Raw genomic sequence first — 16339 nt, 5'->3', positions numbered from 1 at the left:
TATGCCCGTGAATCGGCGTGAATCAGCTCGTTGCGCCGCGCAACTCGACTTCAAACACCAGTGGTGTAAATGGCGCGATCAGATCACCCGCACCATCGGCCCCGTAGGCCTGATCCGATGGAATCACCAATCGCCACTTGGCACCTACCGGCATGTTCTGCAGTGCGGTACGCCAGCCGGCAATCACACTGTCGAGGCTGAACCATTGCGGCTGAGTGTTCTGGTCGAACACCGTGCCATCCGGCAATCGACCGACGTACAGCACCTGCACTTTCCCATCCGGGCCGGCCTTGGCACCGCTGCCCGGGGTCAGCTCGGTCAACAGGATGCCGTCGGCCAGTTCCTTCACGCCTGGCTTGGCTTTTTCGGCGGTGAGAAAACGTTGTTCGTTTTCCATCGCGGCATCGCTTGAAGGCAGCGTGGAGTGTTCGGCGTTTTGCGATTCGTGATCGGCGAGGATCTGCTCGATCCGTGCTTCGCTCAGTGCCAATGGCTTGCCTTGATAGGCCTGCTGCAATCCGTCGACCAACGCCTGAATCTGCAATTGCGGGACCTCTTGGCGCAAGCGTTCACCGAGGCTGGCGCCGAGGCTGTAGGCCAGATCGTGAGCATCGTTCGCGGTGGTTTTTTCGTCGGCGTGGGCGGCGGAAAAAATCATCCAGAGGGATAAAACAAGGTAGCGCGACATGGGCACACTCCGTCCTGAGATGCGGGCGATTATGCCAGCGCGAACGTCTGCAACGGTGAACTGCTTTTGTCTTTGTGCAGAACATTTTCGCTTCGTTGCAACGCAACGGTTTCGTTACTGTCAAGATGACCTAGCGGCGGTAACTGCAGAGGTCTAGTATGAGCCGCACTCACGTCAGCCAGGAGGTAAACCATGTCGGCCACCAAGAAGCCTGTAAACACTCCGTTGCACTTACTCCAACAACTCTCGGGCAGCCTGCTCGAGCATTTGGAAAACGCTTGCTCCCAAGCCTTGGCTGATGCTGAAAAACTGCTCGCCAAACTGGAAAAGCAACGCGGCAAGGCGCAAGAAAAACTGCACAAATCCCGCACCAAATTGCAGGACGCAGCCGCTGCCGGTAAAGCCAAGGCGCAGAACAAGGCCAAGGCTGCCGTCAAAGAACTCGAAGACCTGCTCGATGCGCTGAAGGATCGTCAGTCCGACACTCGTGGCTACATTCTGCAACTCAAGCGCGACGCCCAGGAAAGCCTGAAACTGGCTCAGGGTGTCGGTCGTGTCCAAGAGGCCGCCGGCAAGGCGCTGACCTCTCGCGCAGCAAAACCTGCAGCAGTGCCTGCGAAGAAAGCGGCCGCGAAACCTGCGGCGGCAAAAGCGCCGGCGAAAACTGCTGCAGCCAAGCCAGCGGCAAAACCAGCGGCCAAGGCACCGGCTAAAACCGCCGCCAAACCTGCTGCCAAAACCGCAGTGAAAAAACCGGCTGCGGCGAGCGCTGCGAAACCGGCTGCTCGTACTGCCGCTGCCAAACCTGCAGCGACAAAACCGGCTGCCAAGCCAGCGGCAAAACCTGCTGCGCGCAAAGCCGCTCCGGTAAAAACCGCTGCTGCTAAACCAGCTGCCAAAGTCGCGGTAAAACCGGCTGCCAAACCTGCCGCGAAAACCGCTGCGGCAAAACCGGCAGCCAAGACTGCGGCCAAACCGGTCGCGGCAAAACCTGCTGCCAAGGTTGCTGCCAAACCAGCGGCCAAGCCTGCCGCTAAAACCGCTGCCAAACCTGCAGCAGCAAAACCTGCGACCGCTGCAGCCAAGCCTGTTGCCAAACCGGTAGCCGCCAAGCCGGCCGCTAAACCAGCCGCCAAACCTGCCGCGAAAAAACCGGCCGCTGCCAAACCTGCTGCCGCCAAACCGGCGACAGCACCGGCTGCCAAGCCAACCGCTCCGGCGCCGGCCGCCGCGCCTGCTCCAGCCGCTTCCACCTCGACCACCACGACTGCGCCAATGCCAGCCGCTGCGTCGAGCGCCAGCAGCAACCCGACCAGCGCTTCCTAAGTGCCGGTTGCCGCGACGCGCAGCACTTGCAGCGCGTCGCGGTTCGGGCTGGCGGCCGATCCCGTCAGACTCTCAAGCCACTCCCCCGACGCTGATGCGTCATCGCGCGGCCAATCCTGCGCAACCTGTTCCAGTTGCCACAGCAGATGCCGTTCGGCTTCCAGCTCCAGCGCCTTCATTTGTGCTCGCAGCCCCTTGAGTACCGGATCTTCCTCGGCCAGGGTTTTCCATTGAGTGCGCAACGCACGCAGTGGCTGCACCACCTCCGCATCCCAAGACCCCACCAGCGTTTTCAACTGCTCCAGGCGTTGTTCGTCGCAGGCCACGCCACGTTGTTCCAACCACAGACCGCACAGCAGCAGGCAGACATTGGCCCCCGCCCTTTGCAGTTGCAGGCAGGCAGGTTCCACGCCTGGTCGGGCGTAGGTGGCAAGGGAAAAGCTCCACAGGTCAGAGGACATCGTGCTACTCGCGCCAGTTGTGAGCGAAGCTGGTAGACTCCGCCGCCATTATGATCCGACTTCAGAACCTGACTTTACAGCGTGGCCCGCAACGTCTGCTAGAAGACGCCGAGCTGACCCTGCACGCCGGCCACAAAGCCGGCCTCATCGGTGCCAACGGCGCCGGCAAATCCAGCCTGTTCGCCTTGCTGCGCGGCGAGTTGCATCCGGACTCGGGCGATTGCCTGCTGCCGGCCGACTGGCGGATCGCGCACATGCGCCAGGAGGTCGACACGCTCGAACGCCTGGCGGTCGACTATGTGCTCGATGGCGACCTGCGTCTACGCGAAGTGCAACGTGACCTCGCCGCCGCCGAAGCGGCCCACGATGGCACGGCTCTGGCCCGTCTGCACGCCGAACTCGACAGCGCCGACGGCTATACCGCCGATGCGCGGGCGCGCAAGTTGCTCGCCGGTCTGGGTTTCACCAACGAGCAGATGGATCGTCAAGTAGGCGATTTCTCCGGTGGCTGGCGGATGCGTCTGAACCTGGCGCAGGCCTTGATGTGTCCGTCGGACTTGTTGTTGCTCGACGAACCGACCAACCACTTGGATCTCGACGCGATCATCTGGCTCGAAGAGTGGCTGAAAAGTTACCCGGGGACCTTGCTGCTGATTTCCCACGACCGCGACTTCCTCGATGAAGTGGTCGATCACGTGGCCCATGTCGATCAGCGCAAACTGACCCTGTACCGGGGCGGCTATACCGCGTTCGAGCGTGCCCGTGCCGAGCGTCTGGCCCAGCAGCAACAGGCCTACGAGAAGCAGCAGGCGCAACGTGCGCACATGGAAAGCTACATCGCCCGCTTCAAGGCCCAGGCCACCAAGGCCCGTCAGGCGCAGAGCCGGATCAAGGCCCTGGAACGCATGGAAGAGCTGTCGGCGGCCCACGTCGATTCGCCGTTCGACTTCGTCTTTCGTGAATCGACCAAGATCTCCAGCCCGCTGATCGACCTGTCCGATGCGCGTCTGGGTTACGGCGAAAAAACCATCCTGGAGAAGGTCAAGCTGCAATTGATCCCGGGGGCGCGGATCGGTCTGCTCGGGCCGAACGGTGCCGGCAAGTCGACCCTGATCAAGAACCTCGCCGGCGAGCTCGAACCGCTGGCCGGGCGTCTGACACGCGGCGAGAACACCGTGGTCGGCTACTTCGCCCAGCATCAACTCGACTCGCTGGATGCCAAGGCCAGCCCGTTGCTGCACCTGCAGCGTCTGGCGCCGACCGAACGCGAGCAGACCCTGCGCGACTTCCTTGGCGGTTTCGACTTCCGTGGCGCGCGTATCGACGAGCCGGTACTGAATTTCTCCGGTGGCGAAAAAGCGCGTCTGGCCCTGGCGTTGATCGCCTGGGAGCGGCCGAACCTGTTGCTGCTCGACGAACCGACCAACCACCTCGACCTGGAAATGCGCCTGGCGCTGACCATGGCGCTGCAGGAATTCAGCGGCGCGGTATTGGTGGTGTCTCACGATCGGCACTTGCTCAAGAGCACCACTGACAACTTCTACCTGGTCGCTGACGGCAAGGTCGAAGAGTTCGATGGCGACCTTGAAGATTACGCGCGCTGGCTGGTGGAATACCGCCAGCGCAACGCGCCGGTCAGCAACACGCCGGTTAACCCGGACAAAACCGACAAGAAGGCCCAGCGCCAGGCCGCCGCTGCATTGCGTCAGCAACTGGCGCCGCACAAGCGCGAAGCCGACAAGCTCGAAGCCGAGCTCGGCAAACTTCACGAAAAACTCGCCAAGGTGGATGCCAGCCTCGGCGACAGCGATATCTACGAGCCGGCGCGCAAGAACGAGTTGCGTGATCTGCTGGCCGAGCAGGCCAGGCTGAAAGTGCGCGAAGCCGAGCTGGAAGAAGCGTGGATGGAGGCGCTCGAGACGCTGGAAAGCATGCAGGCGGAGCTGGAGGCGCTGTCCTGATGGACGCGTTCAAGTGGCCATTGCCGGCGGTGTGGGTCGAGCCGATCTGGCTCGGCGTGCAGATTCTGCTGATCCTGCTGGCTGGCTATCTGGCCCAGCGCTTCGTTGCCAAAGGCCTGACCCGTCTGGGTGAGCGCTACCCGTTTCCGCCGCAGTTGCTGATGCCGCTGCGTGGCGGTCTGCGCTGGCTGATCATGGGCAGTGCGCTGATCTTTGTGCTGGAGCGCCTCGGGGTGTCGGCCACGGTGTTGTGGACGGCGCTGTCGGGTTTCGTCGCGGTGGCGGCGGTGGCGTTCTTCGCGATGTGGAGTGTGCTGTCGAACCTGCTCTGCGCGATCCTGATCTTCACCGTCGGCCCGTTCCGCCTCGGCGATGTGGTGGAGCTGGTCGACACCACTGACAAACCCGGGGTCAAAGGCCGGGTGGTGGCGATCAATCTGCTTTACACCACGTTGATCGAGGCAGAGGAACTGGGCACTGGCAGCGCCATGGTACAAGTGCCGAACAGCCTGTTCTTCCAGCGCTCGGTGCGGCGTTGGCGCGGCAGCGATGTGTTTCCGTCCAGCGGATTCGAGAAGTAGTTTTCCAGACAAGATCAAAAGATCGCATTTCAATGTAGGCGCTGCCGCAGGCTGCGATCTTTTGCTTTTAGGCCCAAACCGCATTAGCTTTGACGTCTGTCACGATTCAGAGTCGAGGTGTGCGATGGAGCTTCAAACATGGCTGGCATTTTTCGCCGCCTGCTGGGTGATCAGTCTGTCCCCGGGTGCTGGCGCCATTGCGTCGATGTCCAGCGGCCTGCAATACGGTTTCTGGCGCGGTTACTGGAACGCATTGGGCCTGCAAGTCGGCCTGGCGGTACAGATTGCGATTGTCGGTGCTGGGGTCGGCGCGATCCTCACTGCTTCGGCCACCGCGTTCTATGCGATCAAATGGTTCGGTGTGGCCTATCTGGTCTATCTGGCGGTCAAGCAATGGCGTGCGCTGCCCATGGACATGAGCGATGACGCGGCAGTCCGGCCGATCGGCAAACCGCTGGCGCTGGTGTTTCGCGGCTTCCTGGTCAACATCAGTAACCCCAAGGCGCTGGTGTTCATGCTGGCGGTGCTGCCGCAGTTCATCAATCCCCACGCACCGCTGCTGATGCAGTACCTGGTGATCGGTGTGACCATGATCTGCGTGGATCTGGTTGTCATGGCTGGCTACACGGGTTTGGCGTCCAAGGTGCTACGCCTGTTGCGCACGCCGAAGCAGCAGAAACGCATGAACCGCACGTTTGCCGGGCTGTTCATTGGCGCGGCGGCGTTTATGGCGACATTGCGTAAAGCGGCGGTCTAAAAGCCCCGGCCAGAAAAAAGGCGACCTATCGAGGTCGCCTTTTTCGTTTCTGACGATACATCTGGGTTACATCCAACTGTGGTGAGGGCGCTTTGTGGTGAGGGGATTTATCCCCGATGGGCTGCGTAGCAGCCCCTTCTTTCAAGATCAAGAGGGGCTCGCTTCGCGAGCCATCGGGGATGAATCCCCTCACTACAGAGTTGTTCACTCAGCTGGTCAGTGCAAAATCACCGGCGCGGTATCACGCGGCAGGTTGTTGCGCTGCTGCGCCTCACGCGGCTGCTCGTAACCGCCGCCACCGAGCTGCATGCTCAGTTGCCCGGCGACGTCCTCACCCAGGGCTTTCGACACGTCACGCACCACCCGCGGGCGGTTCAGCGAGATCTTGATGTCGCGGCCGTTCACCAGTTTGGTGTCCTGCGCTTCGCCCATCGCCGTGAAGGCCGAGGTGATCTCGTAGGTCTTGGTGTTGATCAGGCTGAAATCCGCCACCAGCGTCAGACCCAGCACCGCCGAATAGCTGTCGGTGTGCGCCAGCTCGTTCATGTCCTGGGTGAAGTCGATGTCGGATACGGTGCCGAACAGCACGTAGTCGGCGTCTTTGAAGCTGCCGGCCTTGATGCGCTTGATCACGTCGTAGACGTCACCCTTGGACGATGCGGTGTACGGCGTGCCCTGCACCAGCTGGAACATCCCGGTGCGCAGGATCTCGCCCTTGATGTCGCCGGTGAATTTACGCAGTTCACCCTGTTCGATGTAGCTGGTGGTCGCTTCCAGCTCGTTGTAGTTCGACGAACCACTGGAGCTGTAGTAACCCTCGCGGTAATTGCTCTGCGCCGAAACGATGTGGATGTACTGCTCCACACGTTCCTGATACGCCAGATCCGTTACCGCGACTTTCGGGGCCGCTTGCACGCTGAACGCGCAAGCCAGGGCCATCATGCCAATCCATGCGCGCATCAATTAACGCTCCGTGGTTTTGCGGATCTCTTTTTCGTCCATCCACTCGGCCAGACCGCTTTCGACGTCGATCAGTTGCAGGCTGAATTTGTAGAAGACGTCCTTGTAGTCGCTGCTGCGCTTGACGATCGAGCTGATCGAACCTTCCAGACGGTATTTGGCGGCGATCATGTTGCCGGTCTTGGCCACGGTACTCTTCTTGTACAGGCCGCTCTGGTTTTGCAGCTTGAGCTGATCGACCTGGCTCTGCATCGCGGTGTTGTCGCTGGCGAAGCGGGCGGTGCCGGATTTCATCAACTGAGTCTTGATGCTGGTGGTGATTTCGCGGGTATCGATGTACTCGCTGGTCTTGTTCTTCACGTCGTAGACCTGCACCACCGGGCGGCCCTGCAGAATGCCGGACTGGGCCAGCGAGCGGGTCATCGATTCGGCGATCATCTGCAGGTCGGTCGAACCGAATTCGTTGGTCACGGTTTCAACCGCTTTGGTGTCGCCGTAGCTGATGTTCTTGCTACCCAGGGTCGGCGAGGTGTTGGCGCAACCGGAGGCCAGCAGGGCGAGGACAGCGATCAGGGAAAAGCGTGCAAACATGGGAATGCTCTCTAATACAGGAATAGGTTGGCGGGCTTAAGGCGTCTTGAGTTCGAGACGGAAGTCCACGGCTTTCGGGGTCGGGGCGATGCCTTGGATGAAGCTGGTCTGAGCGCCGTACATCATCTGGCTTTTCCAGACTTCTTCCTCGGCGACCGGAAAGCCTTCCGCACCGAGCCAAGCGAAGCGGTAGTAGAACGTCTTGTTGCTGTTGAGGGTGTTGGTCAACTGCACATTGACGGTCATGAAGCCGTTCTCACGGGCGACGCGCATGGCGCCGACCGCGATGTGTTTCTGCGGGCCCATGGCCACGACCTTGCTCGCGGCGCTGCCCGGCTCCGGCGGTGGCGGGGTGGCGCAGCCGCTGGCCAGGACGGCGAGGGCGGCAACGGCGAAGAGTTTGAAGCGCATGCAAAGACTCCGTTCTTAAGGTTGTTTGAGGCTGGCGACGTTGGTCGCGCCGACGCTCGGGATGACATGGGCGGCGACGCCGCCGGCAAATACCTGATTGCCCACCGCTCGCAGGCTGATCACTTGATAACGCTGATCGACGGTGACCTTGACCAGCGAACCGCCGACGGCGCTCGGCAGGCTGACTTGATGCTCGCCTTTCTTCAAGCGCAGACGCACCACTTGGGTATTGTCCGGCAGGGTGCGCCACGTACGGGTATCGGCACCTTCCAGCACGGCTGAAGAGATACCCACGGCCAGACCGGCCAGCGGATTGGTTTCGTTGATCTTCTTCTGCGCCACGCCTTTGGTGATTGCGCGCACGGTGGTGCGCACAATGATCCCCGGCATGTCATCGCGCAGGGCGCGGCGGGACATGGCGGTGGTGCTGTTGAGGGCCGTCAGGTTGACTTGCTGGCCATCGACACCGATCTGCGCGAAGGGTGCGGTGGAGGTGTCAGGCTTGATGATCGGGAACGACAGTGGAGTGATCACCACATTGTTGGAGATCGGCAATGGCAGCGGCACGCGGATCGAATCGCGCGAAGGTGCCAGACCGCTTTGCACCACGATCAGGATGTCGCTGTCGTCGGACTTGCTCGGCTTGTCGAGGTTGACCAGCGCCTGTTCCAGCAGTGGGGTGTTCGGGCGCAGTTCGGCCGCCTTGCGGTAGCCCGGTGCAGCCAGGTCTTTCTCGCCCAGGGCTTCGTAGACGAAACCGGCCAGGTAATGGCTGAACGCACTCTGATAGCTGTTTTTCAGGCTGACCACTTCCGGCGCGTCGAGGCTGGCGACCGGGTAGCCTTGCAGATCCTTGTACTGAGTCTTGATCCCTTCCTTTTCGGCCTCTTCCTCACTCTTGAGGTATTCCTTGTCGCGCAGGTCGGCGATCACCGCTTCACGTTCGTGGGTTTTCTTGATCGCGGTGCGGGCGCCATCAAAATCGTTGACGGCCAGCAGGTTGAGGGCCATCTGCGTGGTCAGCATGACTTTCTCGTAGTCGTAACCTTCGTAGCGACGGACCTTGTCGTTGACGATGAAGCTGCCGAACTGGGCCAGGTATTTGCCGGAGTCGAGCTTGACCGAATCCTCCCACTGACCGACCACCTGGTCGGCGCTGGTCCAGGCGTTCTGGCTGCCGGACAGGTCACCCTTGGCGCGCAGCAACTCACCTTTCTCGAAGTAATAGAGCAGATCTTTGTCGGGGCCGGTGTTGTTCTTTTCCAGCAGGGTCAGCGCGGCGTCGACGTTGCCGGTGGCCAGTTGCTGGTTGGTCTGGGCCAGTTCCGAATCGTAGTTGCGAAACGCCGAACAGCCGGACAGCAGAGTGACAGCGCTGAGCGCGATCAAGGTGGGAGTGCGCAATGCCATGGGGGTACTTCTTCCCTGAGCTAGTAACTGCATCAGCCGCCGGTGCTGGTCGGGCTGGTGTGACCCATCGACAGTGGCGCTGGCCTCCTGCCAATTCCTCATAACCAGAGGAGCTTTTATGCCGCGTCGCTATAGCGAGGGCGCGGCATTATAAGCGGGCGATGCTGGCCATGTAATAGCTTTTTAATCGCACTTGTTAGTTTGGTGCCATTACTTATTTCAGGCTGGATACTCGATTTTCCAGTGAGGTGCGGGACTGAAAAGCGCTGCCATTGGCGTAAATCTGTCCACCGAGCACGCGCAGGCCGATCATCTGCCGGTGCTGGTCGATACGGATCTTCAGCGGCGCCGTGGTATTCGACAGGCTGATCAGATGCTCGCCCTTTTTCAGGCGCAGGCGCACAACCTGCGTCAGGTCAGGCAGGGTGCGCCAGGTGCGGGTGTCAGCGTGTTCGAAATTGTCCCAGTGAGTCACGTAGGACGCCTTGCTCGGGTTGCGTCGATTGTCCGTGCCTTGAACATCTGCGGCGAGGAATGCCCGATAGGTCGTGCGCTGGATAATCCCGGGCATGTCGTCACGCAGCGTGCGCAAGGACATTTCGGTGATGCTGTTGACCGCGATCAGTTTCTTCTGGCGACCATCGATACTCACCTGACTGACCGGCGGGGTTGAGGTGTCCGGCACCATCACCGGAAACGAAATGTTGGCGACGATGACTTGCCCGTCTGCCAGCTTCACCGGGTACGGCACGCGTACTGAACTGCGGGCAGGTGCCAGCCCGCTTTGCACAATGATCAGCACGTCACTTTCATCGGCCTTGAGTCCGGGGCTGCCGAGGTCGCGCAGTGCCTGTTGAAAAAAGGCTACGTCCGGGCGCAGTTCAATGGCCTGACGATATCCGGGTGCGGCAAGATCCTTTTCACCCAGCGCTTCATAAGTGAAGCCCGCGAGATAGTGACTGAATGCACTTTGGTAACCGTTTTTCAGGGCAATCACCGCAGGCGATTCGAGCATTACCACCGGGTAGCCCTGCAGATCCCTGTAATGCACACGTGCGCCCTGGGCCTTGGCTGCTTCCTCGATTTTTTCGTATTCCAGCTCCCGTTGCCGAGCGATCAGCGCTTCGCGCTCGTGGGTTTTCTTGATGTCGGCGCGAGCGCCATCGAAGTCATTTAGCGCCAACTGATTGAGGGCCATTTGCGTGGTCAGCATGACCTTTTCATAGTCGTAGCCATCGTAGCGGCGCAGCTTGTCGTTGATGATGCTGCCCCAGTGATCGCCCATTGCTGCAAGCAACTTGTCACCAGTGGTCTGGATTGTGTCCTGGCGTTCGATAATCATCTGTTCGGCGCTGCGCCAGGTGGTCTGGCTTTGCGCAAAATCGCCGCCGGCACTCAGTACGGCGCCTTTTTCGAAGTAGTAGAGCAGGTCTTTTTCCGGGTCCGGATTGTTCGCTTCGATCACCGACAGGGCACCTTCGATGTTGCCGTTTTTGAGCGGCGCGGTGGTCTGTTGCAGCTCCAGATCGTAATTGCGATACGCACCGCAACCGTTCAACTGCACAACGGTGGCGATCAACAGGGGTAGCAGCAAGCTATGGCGCATGAAGAGGGTTCGTCCTTGAACAGCAAATGCAATGAGGTGGCGCAGTATAGAGTGCGGTAGTGGCCAAGTGATGCGTCCGTTTTCGAAGGTTCATGGCACCCGTCCCAGGTGGCGTACGTCGACAACGCTTGAGTGAAAAGCGTTCGAAGTGAACAATATGTAACTTCGCATTTCCATTTGAGACTCATTCATGACTGCCGCGTCCCGATTTCTGGCCTGGCTGGTGTTCCCGTTGTGCGCCCTGAGCAGCTTCAACCTGCTGGCCGACACGGTGGAAGGCGCCCCGCAAGCGCTGCACCTGCTCGATTACATCAGCGCCGACTACCCGCCGACGGTCGAAGCGGGCAAGGTCGTCGACGACGGCGAATACCGCGAGCAGCTGGAATTCACCCAAGTGCTGCAAGGACTGATCGGCGGTCTGCCGGCCAAACCGGAGAAGGCTGCGCTGGAGCAGGGCGTCGAAGCTCTGCATGCGGCTATCAAGGCAAAGCAGGATGGTGCCGACGTCGCCCGTCAGGCCCGGCAACTGGGGGCGAAACTGGCGGTGGCGTATGAGGTCAGCCAGGCGCCGATCATCACGCCGGATCCGACCCGTGGCGCGCCGCTGTATGCGCAAAACTGCTCGGTTTGTCACGGTGCCAACGGAGCCGGTGACGGTCCGGCGGGCCTCGGCATGGCGCCGCCACCGGCCAACCTGCGCGATGCCGCGCGGATGGATCATCTGAGCCTGTACGCGATCTACAGCACCCTCGGCCAAGGTGTCGAAGGCACCGACATGCCGGCGTTCGCCGATCAACTGGACGACCGTCAGCGCTGGGACCTGGCGACCTACATCGCCGGCTTCAGTGCCGACCCGGCCGCCGCCAAGTCCGACAAGACTTTCAATATCGCTGATCTGGCACGCCAGACGCCGGCCGAAGTACAGGCCGCCGAAGGTGCGCCAGTCGCCGCGACCTTCCGTGCCCAGCGCGCCCAGCCACCGCAGGTCAAACGCGGCCCGGCGCAATTGCTCGACTACACCGCCGCGACGCTGGACAAAAGCCTGGCGGCTTACCGCGCCGGTGATCGTGATCAGGCCTATGACCTGTCGGTGGCGGCGTATCTGGAAGGTTTCGAACTGGTCGAAAGTTCGCTGGATAACGTCGACGCCAACGTACGCAAGGACACCGAAAAATCGCTGATGGCCTACCGTCAGTCGTTGCAGGATGGTCTGCCGGTGGCGCAGGCCGAAGAGCGCCTGGACGCGGCCAAGGGCAAGCTCAAAGCGTCTGCCGAACTGCTTGGCAGCGATGGCCTGAGCTGGTCGCTGAGCTACATCTCCGGTCTGCTGATTCTGCTGCGCGAAGGCCTCGAAGCGATTCTGGTGCTGGCGGCGATCCTCGCGTTCCTGCGCAATACCGGCCAGCAATCGGCGGTGCGCAGCGTCAACCTCGGCTGGGGCCTGGCGCTGCTCGCCGGTCTGGGTACCTGGGCGCTGGCGGCGTATGTGATCGACGTAAGCGGCTCGCAGCGTGAATTGCTCGAAGGCGCGACGGCCCTGTTCGCCAGCGTCATGGTGCTGTGGCTCGGCGTGTGGATGCACGACCGGCGCCACGCGGCAGCCTGGCAGGACTACATCAAACAGAGCCTGGTGGGCGGCGGCGGGCGTTTCGGCTTCGCGATCCTCGCGTTTTTCTCGGTGTATCGCGAGTTGTTCGAAGTGATCCTGTTCTACGAAACCCTGTGGCTGCAGGCCGGTCCCGCCGGGCATGATGCGGTGCTGGCCGGTGGTGCGACGGCGCTGGTGCTGCTGATCGGTCTGGCCTGGGTGATCCTGCGTGGCTCGGCGAAACTGCCGCTGGCGCTGTTCTTCAGCATCAACGCCGGTCTGCTCTGCGCGTTGTCGGTGGTGTTCGCCGGGCATGGCGTGAAGGCGTTGCAGGAAGCCGGGATCATCGGTACGCGGCCGGTGGCGTTCTTCGATTTCGACTGGCTGGGGATTCATGCCGACGCTTATTCGCTATTGGCGCAGGCCGTGGCGATTCTGGCGATTGTAGTGTTGTATGGGCGCAGCCGGATGGCCGAGAAGAAGCGGGTTTCTGCTGCCTGATCGGGTTATCGTTTGAAAGATCGCAGCCTGTGGCAGCTCCTACAGGGGTTCGGTGTATCCCTGTAGGAGCTGCCGCAGGCTGCGATCTTTTGCTTTCAAGAGGTTATCAAGATGCGTGTATGGATTGATGCCGACGCCTGCCCGCGGGCCGCCAAGGAGCTGGTGGTGAAGTTCGCCCTCAAGCGCCGGTTCGAAGTGGTGCTGGTGGCGGGGCAACCGCAGATCAAACCGGGGCTGGCCATCGTCAAGCTGATCGTGGTGCCCAGCGGCCCGGATGCGGCGGACGATTATCTGGTCGAGCACGCGGTGCCCGGAGAGCTGGTGATCTGCAGCGATATCCCGCTGGCCGATCGCCTGGTGAAGAAAGGTGTAGCGGCGCTTGACCCGCGCGGCAAGGAGTTCGACGCGCAGAACATGGGCGAGCGCCTGGCCGTGCGCAACCTGTTTACCGACCTGCGTGAGCAGGGTCAGATCAGCGGCGGCCCGGCACCGTTCGGCGAGCGTGAGAAACAGGCGTTTGCCAATGCGCTGGACCGGATTCTCACCCGCCTTGCACGTCAGTCCTGATTCAACCGTATTCCTGTGGTGAGGGGATTTATCCCCGATGGCCTGCACAGCAGGCCCAATGCTTCAAGATGCAAAGGGCTGCTGCGCAGCCATCGGGGATAAATCCCCTCACCACGAAAACCCTTCAGAAAGGTCGCATCAAACATCGTTCTCGTGAGTCAGTTCCAGAACCCGGTCGACCAGCTTGTTGATCCCCGAAGCCGCCTCACTGATGTTCTGCGCCAGCATGTAGGCCGGGGTGGTCACCAGTTTGCGCGCCTTGTCTTCGATGATCTCGCTCACCGCGCAGTCTTCGTGGGTGGCGCCCATCTTGTTCATCGCGGTGGCGGTATCGGCATCGTTGCCGATGGTGCAGGTTACGCCCGGGCCGTAGATTTTCGCTGCCAGCGCCGGCGAGATGCACATCAGACCCACCGGTTTGCCCGCTTCGGCAAAGGCTTCAGCCAAGGCCAGCACCTCAGGCTGTACCGTGCAGCCGGCACCTTCGACGGCGAAGTTCGAGAGGTTTTTCGCGGCGCCAAAGCCGCCAGGCACGATCAGCGCGTCGAAGTCTTCGACGACGGCCTCACGGATGTCCTTGATGTTGCCGCGGGCAATGCGCGCCGACTCCACCAGGACATTGCGCGTTTCGGGCATTTCTTCACCGGTCAGGTGATTGATCACATGCAACTGCGCGATGTTCGGCGCGAAGCACTGCACCTGCGCGCCGCGTTGATCCAGGCGCAACAGGGTGATGACGCTCTCGTGGATCTCGGCGCCGTCGTACACGCCGCTGCCGGACAGGATCACTGCAACTTTTTTGCTCATGGGTTTCTCTCCAGATTCATGGCGCTAAATGTCCACTAAATTGTCGTACGTTGCCATAGGGGAAAAGGGCGGCTAGACCTAGGATCTGTCCATAGAATCCGACCGGGGCGCGCCATGGACTTCATTCTGTATGCAGTGCCATTTTTCTTCGTGCTGATTGCCGCCGAACTGCTTGCCGATCGCTGGCGCGGGACCCGACACTATCGCCTCGCCGACTCGGTCAACAGCCTCAGCGCCGGGGTGTTGTCGACCACCACCGGCCTGCTGACCAAAGGCCTGGGGCTGGTGACCTATGCGTTTGCCCTGGAACACCTGGCGCTGCTCAGGTTGCCGGCCGACAGTCTCTGGGTCTGGGTGCTGGCCTTTGTCTTCTATGACTTCTGCTATTACTGGCTGCATCGTCTGGGCCACGAGCGCAACATTCTTTGGGCCGCGCATTCGGTGCATCACCAGAGCGAGGAATACAACCTCTCCACGGCGTTGCGCCAGACCAGTACCGGATTTGTGCTGGGCTGGATCTTCTACCTGCCGATGGCCGTGTTTGGCGTGCCGCTGCTGGTGTTCGTCAGTGTCGCGGCGATGAATCTGCTGTATCAGTTCTGGGTTCACACCCGGCACATTCCCAAGCTCGGCTGGTTCGAGTGGTTCTTCGTCACGCCATCCAATCATCGGGCCCACCATGCACAGAACGCTCTCTACATGGATCGCAACTACGGCGGGGTGTTCATTCTTTGGGATCGGTTGTTCGGTACGTTTCAGGAAGAGGACGACAACGAGCCGGTGATTTTCGGTGTGACCACGCCGCTGGCGAGCTGGAATCCGCTGTGGGCCAATGTGCAGTTCTATGTGCAGTTGTGGGGCGACGCACGCCGTGCCGAGAGCAAGTGGGACAAGCTGCGGATCTGGTTCATGCGCACCGGCTGGCGTCCGGCGGACGTGGCGGCGAAGTACCCGCTGACCAAACCCGACTTGAGCCGCTTCCGCAAGTACGAGGTGCCGCTCGACAGCCGTCGCCAGTGGTATGTGGCGCTACAGTTCTGCGTCTATATCGCGCTGGGCAGTGACCTGATGGGGCAGGCGCAACATCTGTCGATCACAGCGCTGTTGCTGGGGTGGGGCGCAGTGGCGTGGGGTTTGTTCGCGCTGGGGGTGATGCTGGAGAATCGCCCGTGGGCACTGAAGGTCGAGCTGCTGCGGCTGGGGTCGAATGTGCCCCTGGTATGGCTGGCGCCGCTGCTCGGGCTATGGCCAGCCAGCCCGTTGGCCTGGGCTGGTCTGCTCGGTTACAGCCTGCTCAGTGGCATCGGGCTGTATGGCTGTCGCCAGCGTGTTACTCGGCTGGCGTCTTAGGCTCGGCGGGTTTGGTGTGTTCTGCCTGAAGCAGGCGCGCGGCTTTTGCGGCTTGTTCATCGGCGTAAACCTGCTTGGCCAGGCGCGCATTCTTGAAGCGGCGACGCAGCCACAGGCCGACACCCAGTACCAACAGGGCGCCGAGCACCCACAGTTCGTACTTCTTGATGCTGCCGAGCATGCCTTCGAGCACCGCGCCGAAGTGGTAGGCGGCGGCCGCCAGAGCGGTGGCCCAGATCGCTGCGCCGATGCCGTTGAGCAGCAGGTAGCGTCCCGGCGGATAACCCGACAGGCCGATCGCCACCGGCATCACCGTGCGCAGGCCGTAAACGAAGCGGAAGCTCAGGACCCAGATGTCCGGATGCTTGCGGATGTGTTCCAGCGCGCGGTCGCCCATCATCTGCCAGCGCGGTTTGCGCGCGAGCAATTTGCGCCCGTGCTTGCGCCCCAGGAAGTACCACAGCTGATCGCCGGCATAGCTGCCGAAGAACGCCACGACCACCACCAGGTTGATGTCCATGTATCCACGGAACGCGAGGAAGCCCGCGAGCACCAGGATGGTTTCGCCTTCGAAGAACGTGCCGAGAAACAGGGCAAAGTAGCCGAAGTCATGCAGAAATTGTTGGAGCATTGTCTGGGTGCTGGCGAAATGAACGCGCAGCCTAACCCTTCGGACACATTCAGGAAAGTGTCGAAATGTGTCTCGACGTGAACAATTCCTACGCTAACAATGGAATGCGGCTACATGTCACGGGGTACGCACAACTGTAATCT

At 61.2% G+C, this 16339-nt stretch carries 16 protein-coding genes; 7 read left to right on the top strand and 9 right to left on the bottom strand.

Annotation, left to right across the window (positions count from 1 at the left end):
* Positions 1–22: 22 nt before the first annotated feature.
* On the bottom strand, positions 23–688 hold the full coding sequence (locus ACYZUM_RS25365) for an FKBP-type peptidyl-prolyl cis-trans isomerase (protein WP_108184170.1): 666 nt from the start codon (positions 686–688) through the stop codon (positions 23–25).
* A 192-nt stretch (positions 689–880) separates the two neighbouring features.
* On the opposite strand from ACYZUM_RS25365, the gene ACYZUM_RS25360 reads away from it, so the two are divergent.
* On the top strand, positions 881–2014 hold the full coding sequence (locus tag ACYZUM_RS25360; protein ID WP_198758801.1) for an AlgP family protein: 1134 nt from the start codon (positions 881–883) through the stop codon (positions 2012–2014).
* Here the strand turns inward: ACYZUM_RS25360 and ACYZUM_RS25355 are convergent.
* Positions 2011–2475, bottom strand: coding sequence for a TIGR02444 family protein (locus ACYZUM_RS25355; RefSeq protein WP_108184168.1), 465 nt, complete (start codon positions 2473–2475; stop codon positions 2011–2013). The two genes, ACYZUM_RS25360 and ACYZUM_RS25355, sit on opposite strands and share 4 nt — an antisense overlap.
* A 50-nt stretch (positions 2476–2525) precedes the next feature.
* Here ACYZUM_RS25355 and ACYZUM_RS25350 point away from each other — a divergent pair, with 50 nt between their 5' ends.
* The 3 genes from ACYZUM_RS25350 (at position 2526) to rhtB (ending at position 5774) form a co-directional block, all read left to right on the top strand.
* Complete coding sequence (locus tag ACYZUM_RS25350) at positions 2526–4436, top strand: ATP-binding cassette domain-containing protein (protein ID WP_108184167.1); 1911 nt, start codon at positions 2526–2528, stop codon at positions 4434–4436.
* Complete coding sequence (locus ACYZUM_RS25345; protein ID WP_003229371.1) at positions 4436–5017, top strand: mechanosensitive ion channel family protein; 582 nt, start codon at positions 4436–4438, stop codon at positions 5015–5017. The genes ACYZUM_RS25350 and ACYZUM_RS25345 overlap by 1 nt, the downstream gene beginning before the upstream one ends.
* A gap of 124 nt (positions 5018–5141) precedes the next feature.
* Positions 5142–5774 carry a homoserine/homoserine lactone efflux protein gene (rhtB, locus tag ACYZUM_RS25340; RefSeq protein ID WP_041072021.1) on the top strand — a complete coding sequence of 211 codons (633 nt, stop codon included), beginning with the start codon at positions 5142–5144 and terminating at the stop codon, positions 5772–5774.
* A gap of 216 nt (positions 5775–5990) precedes the next feature.
* Here the strand turns inward: rhtB and ACYZUM_RS25335 are convergent, their stop codons facing one another.
* From ACYZUM_RS25335 to ACYZUM_RS25315, 5 genes are all read right to left on the bottom strand, one after another.
* Complete coding sequence (locus tag ACYZUM_RS25335; RefSeq protein WP_473061192.1) at positions 5991–6734, bottom strand: penicillin-binding protein activator LpoB; 744 nt, start codon at positions 6732–6734, stop codon at positions 5991–5993.
* A 3-nt stretch (positions 6735–6737) separates the two neighbouring features.
* Positions 6738–7325, bottom strand: coding sequence for a penicillin-binding protein activator LpoB (gene lpoB, locus ACYZUM_RS25330; RefSeq protein WP_003229365.1), 588 nt, complete (start codon positions 7323–7325; stop codon positions 6738–6740).
* Between the two features lie 36 nt (positions 7326–7361).
* Entirely contained in the window at positions 7362–7736 is a 375-nt protein-coding gene (locus ACYZUM_RS25325) for a YcfL family putative periplasmic lipoprotein (protein WP_041072023.1), read from the bottom strand.
* Positions 7737–7751: 15 nt separating this feature from the next.
* Positions 7752–9146, bottom strand: coding sequence for a COG3014 family protein (locus tag ACYZUM_RS25320; protein WP_041072025.1), 1395 nt, complete (start codon positions 9144–9146; stop codon positions 7752–7754).
* A 214-nt stretch (positions 9147–9360) separates the two neighbouring features.
* Positions 9361–10752 carry a COG3014 family protein gene (locus ACYZUM_RS25315; RefSeq protein WP_041072026.1) on the bottom strand — a complete coding sequence of 464 codons (1392 nt, stop codon included), beginning with the start codon at positions 10750–10752 and terminating at the stop codon, positions 9361–9363.
* Positions 10753–10942: 190 nt separating this feature from the next.
* On the opposite strand from ACYZUM_RS25315, the gene ACYZUM_RS25310 reads away from it, so the two are divergent.
* Positions 10943–12841 (top strand): FTR1 family protein, encoded by a 1899-nt coding sequence (locus tag ACYZUM_RS25310; protein ID WP_108184165.1) that lies wholly within the window; start codon positions 10943–10945, stop codon positions 12839–12841.
* Positions 12842–12952: 111 nt separating this feature from the next.
* The gene (locus ACYZUM_RS25305) at positions 12953–13408 is read left to right on the top strand and encodes a YaiI/YqxD family protein (protein WP_047297238.1); all 456 of its coding nucleotides are present in this window, start codon (positions 12953–12955) and stop codon (positions 13406–13408) included.
* 138 nt (positions 13409–13546) lie between these two features.
* Here ACYZUM_RS25305 and elbB read toward each other — a convergent pair whose 3' ends face one another.
* On the bottom strand, positions 13547–14215 hold the full coding sequence (gene elbB / locus ACYZUM_RS25300; RefSeq protein WP_108184164.1) for an isoprenoid biosynthesis glyoxalase ElbB: 669 nt from the start codon (positions 14213–14215) through the stop codon (positions 13547–13549).
* Between the two features lie 114 nt (positions 14216–14329).
* Here elbB and ACYZUM_RS25295 point away from each other — a divergent pair, with 114 nt between their 5' ends.
* Positions 14330–15565 (top strand): sterol desaturase family protein, encoded by a 1236-nt coding sequence (locus ACYZUM_RS25295; protein ID WP_108184163.1) that lies wholly within the window; start codon positions 14330–14332, stop codon positions 15563–15565.
* Here ACYZUM_RS25295 and ACYZUM_RS25290 read toward each other — a convergent pair.
* Complete coding sequence (locus tag ACYZUM_RS25290) at positions 15546–16196, bottom strand: DedA family protein (RefSeq protein WP_041072031.1); 651 nt, start codon at positions 16194–16196, stop codon at positions 15546–15548. The genes ACYZUM_RS25295 and ACYZUM_RS25290 overlap by 20 nt on opposite strands.
* Between the last annotated feature and the right edge of the window lie 143 nt (positions 16197–16339).

It is taken from the genome of Pseudomonas sp. m6p (assembly GCF_055760375.1).
This window is presented reverse-complemented; position numbering and strand designations above follow the sequence as displayed.

What these genes read in the sequence shown, in the direction of transcription:
- ACYZUM_RS25365 (WP_108184170.1), bottom strand. Translation starts at nt 688, where the DNA reads ATGTCGCGCTACCTTGTTTTATCCCTCTGGATGATTTTTTCCGCCGCC.
- ACYZUM_RS25360 (WP_198758801.1), top strand. Translation starts at nt 881, where the DNA reads ATGTCGGCCACCAAGAAGCCTGTAAACACTCCGTTGCACTTACTCCAA.
- ACYZUM_RS25355 (WP_108184168.1), bottom strand. Translation starts at nt 2,475, where the DNA reads ATGTCCTCTGACCTGTGGAGCTTTTCCCTTGCCACCTACGCCCGACCA.
- ACYZUM_RS25350 (WP_108184167.1), top strand. Translation starts at nt 2,526, where the DNA reads ATGATCCGACTTCAGAACCTGACTTTACAGCGTGGCCCGCAACGTCTG.
- ACYZUM_RS25345 (WP_003229371.1), top strand. Translation starts at nt 4,436, where the DNA reads ATGGACGCGTTCAAGTGGCCATTGCCGGCGGTGTGGGTCGAGCCGATC.
- rhtB (WP_041072021.1), top strand. Translation starts at nt 5,142, where the DNA reads ATGGAGCTTCAAACATGGCTGGCATTTTTCGCCGCCTGCTGGGTGATC.
- ACYZUM_RS25335 (WP_473061192.1), bottom strand. Translation starts at nt 6,734, where the DNA reads ATGCGCGCATGGATTGGCATGATGGCCCTGGCTTGCGCGTTCAGCGTG.
- lpoB (WP_003229365.1), bottom strand. Translation starts at nt 7,325, where the DNA reads ATGTTTGCACGCTTTTCCCTGATCGCTGTCCTCGCCCTGCTGGCCTCC.
- ACYZUM_RS25325 (WP_041072023.1), bottom strand. Translation starts at nt 7,736, where the DNA reads ATGCGCTTCAAACTCTTCGCCGTTGCCGCCCTCGCCGTCCTGGCCAGC.
- ACYZUM_RS25320 (WP_041072025.1), bottom strand. Translation starts at nt 9,146, where the DNA reads ATGGCATTGCGCACTCCCACCTTGATCGCGCTCAGCGCTGTCACTCTG.
- ACYZUM_RS25315 (WP_041072026.1), bottom strand. Translation starts at nt 10,752, where the DNA reads ATGCGCCATAGCTTGCTGCTACCCCTGTTGATCGCCACCGTTGTGCAG.
- ACYZUM_RS25310 (WP_108184165.1), top strand. Translation starts at nt 10,943, where the DNA reads ATGACTGCCGCGTCCCGATTTCTGGCCTGGCTGGTGTTCCCGTTGTGC.
- ACYZUM_RS25305 (WP_047297238.1), top strand. Translation starts at nt 12,953, where the DNA reads ATGCGTGTATGGATTGATGCCGACGCCTGCCCGCGGGCCGCCAAGGAG.
- elbB (WP_108184164.1), bottom strand. Translation starts at nt 14,215, where the DNA reads ATGAGCAAAAAAGTTGCAGTGATCCTGTCCGGCAGCGGCGTGTACGAC.
- ACYZUM_RS25295 (WP_108184163.1), top strand. Translation starts at nt 14,330, where the DNA reads ATGGACTTCATTCTGTATGCAGTGCCATTTTTCTTCGTGCTGATTGCC.
- ACYZUM_RS25290 (WP_041072031.1), bottom strand. Translation starts at nt 16,196, where the DNA reads ATGCTCCAACAATTTCTGCATGACTTCGGCTACTTTGCCCTGTTTCTC.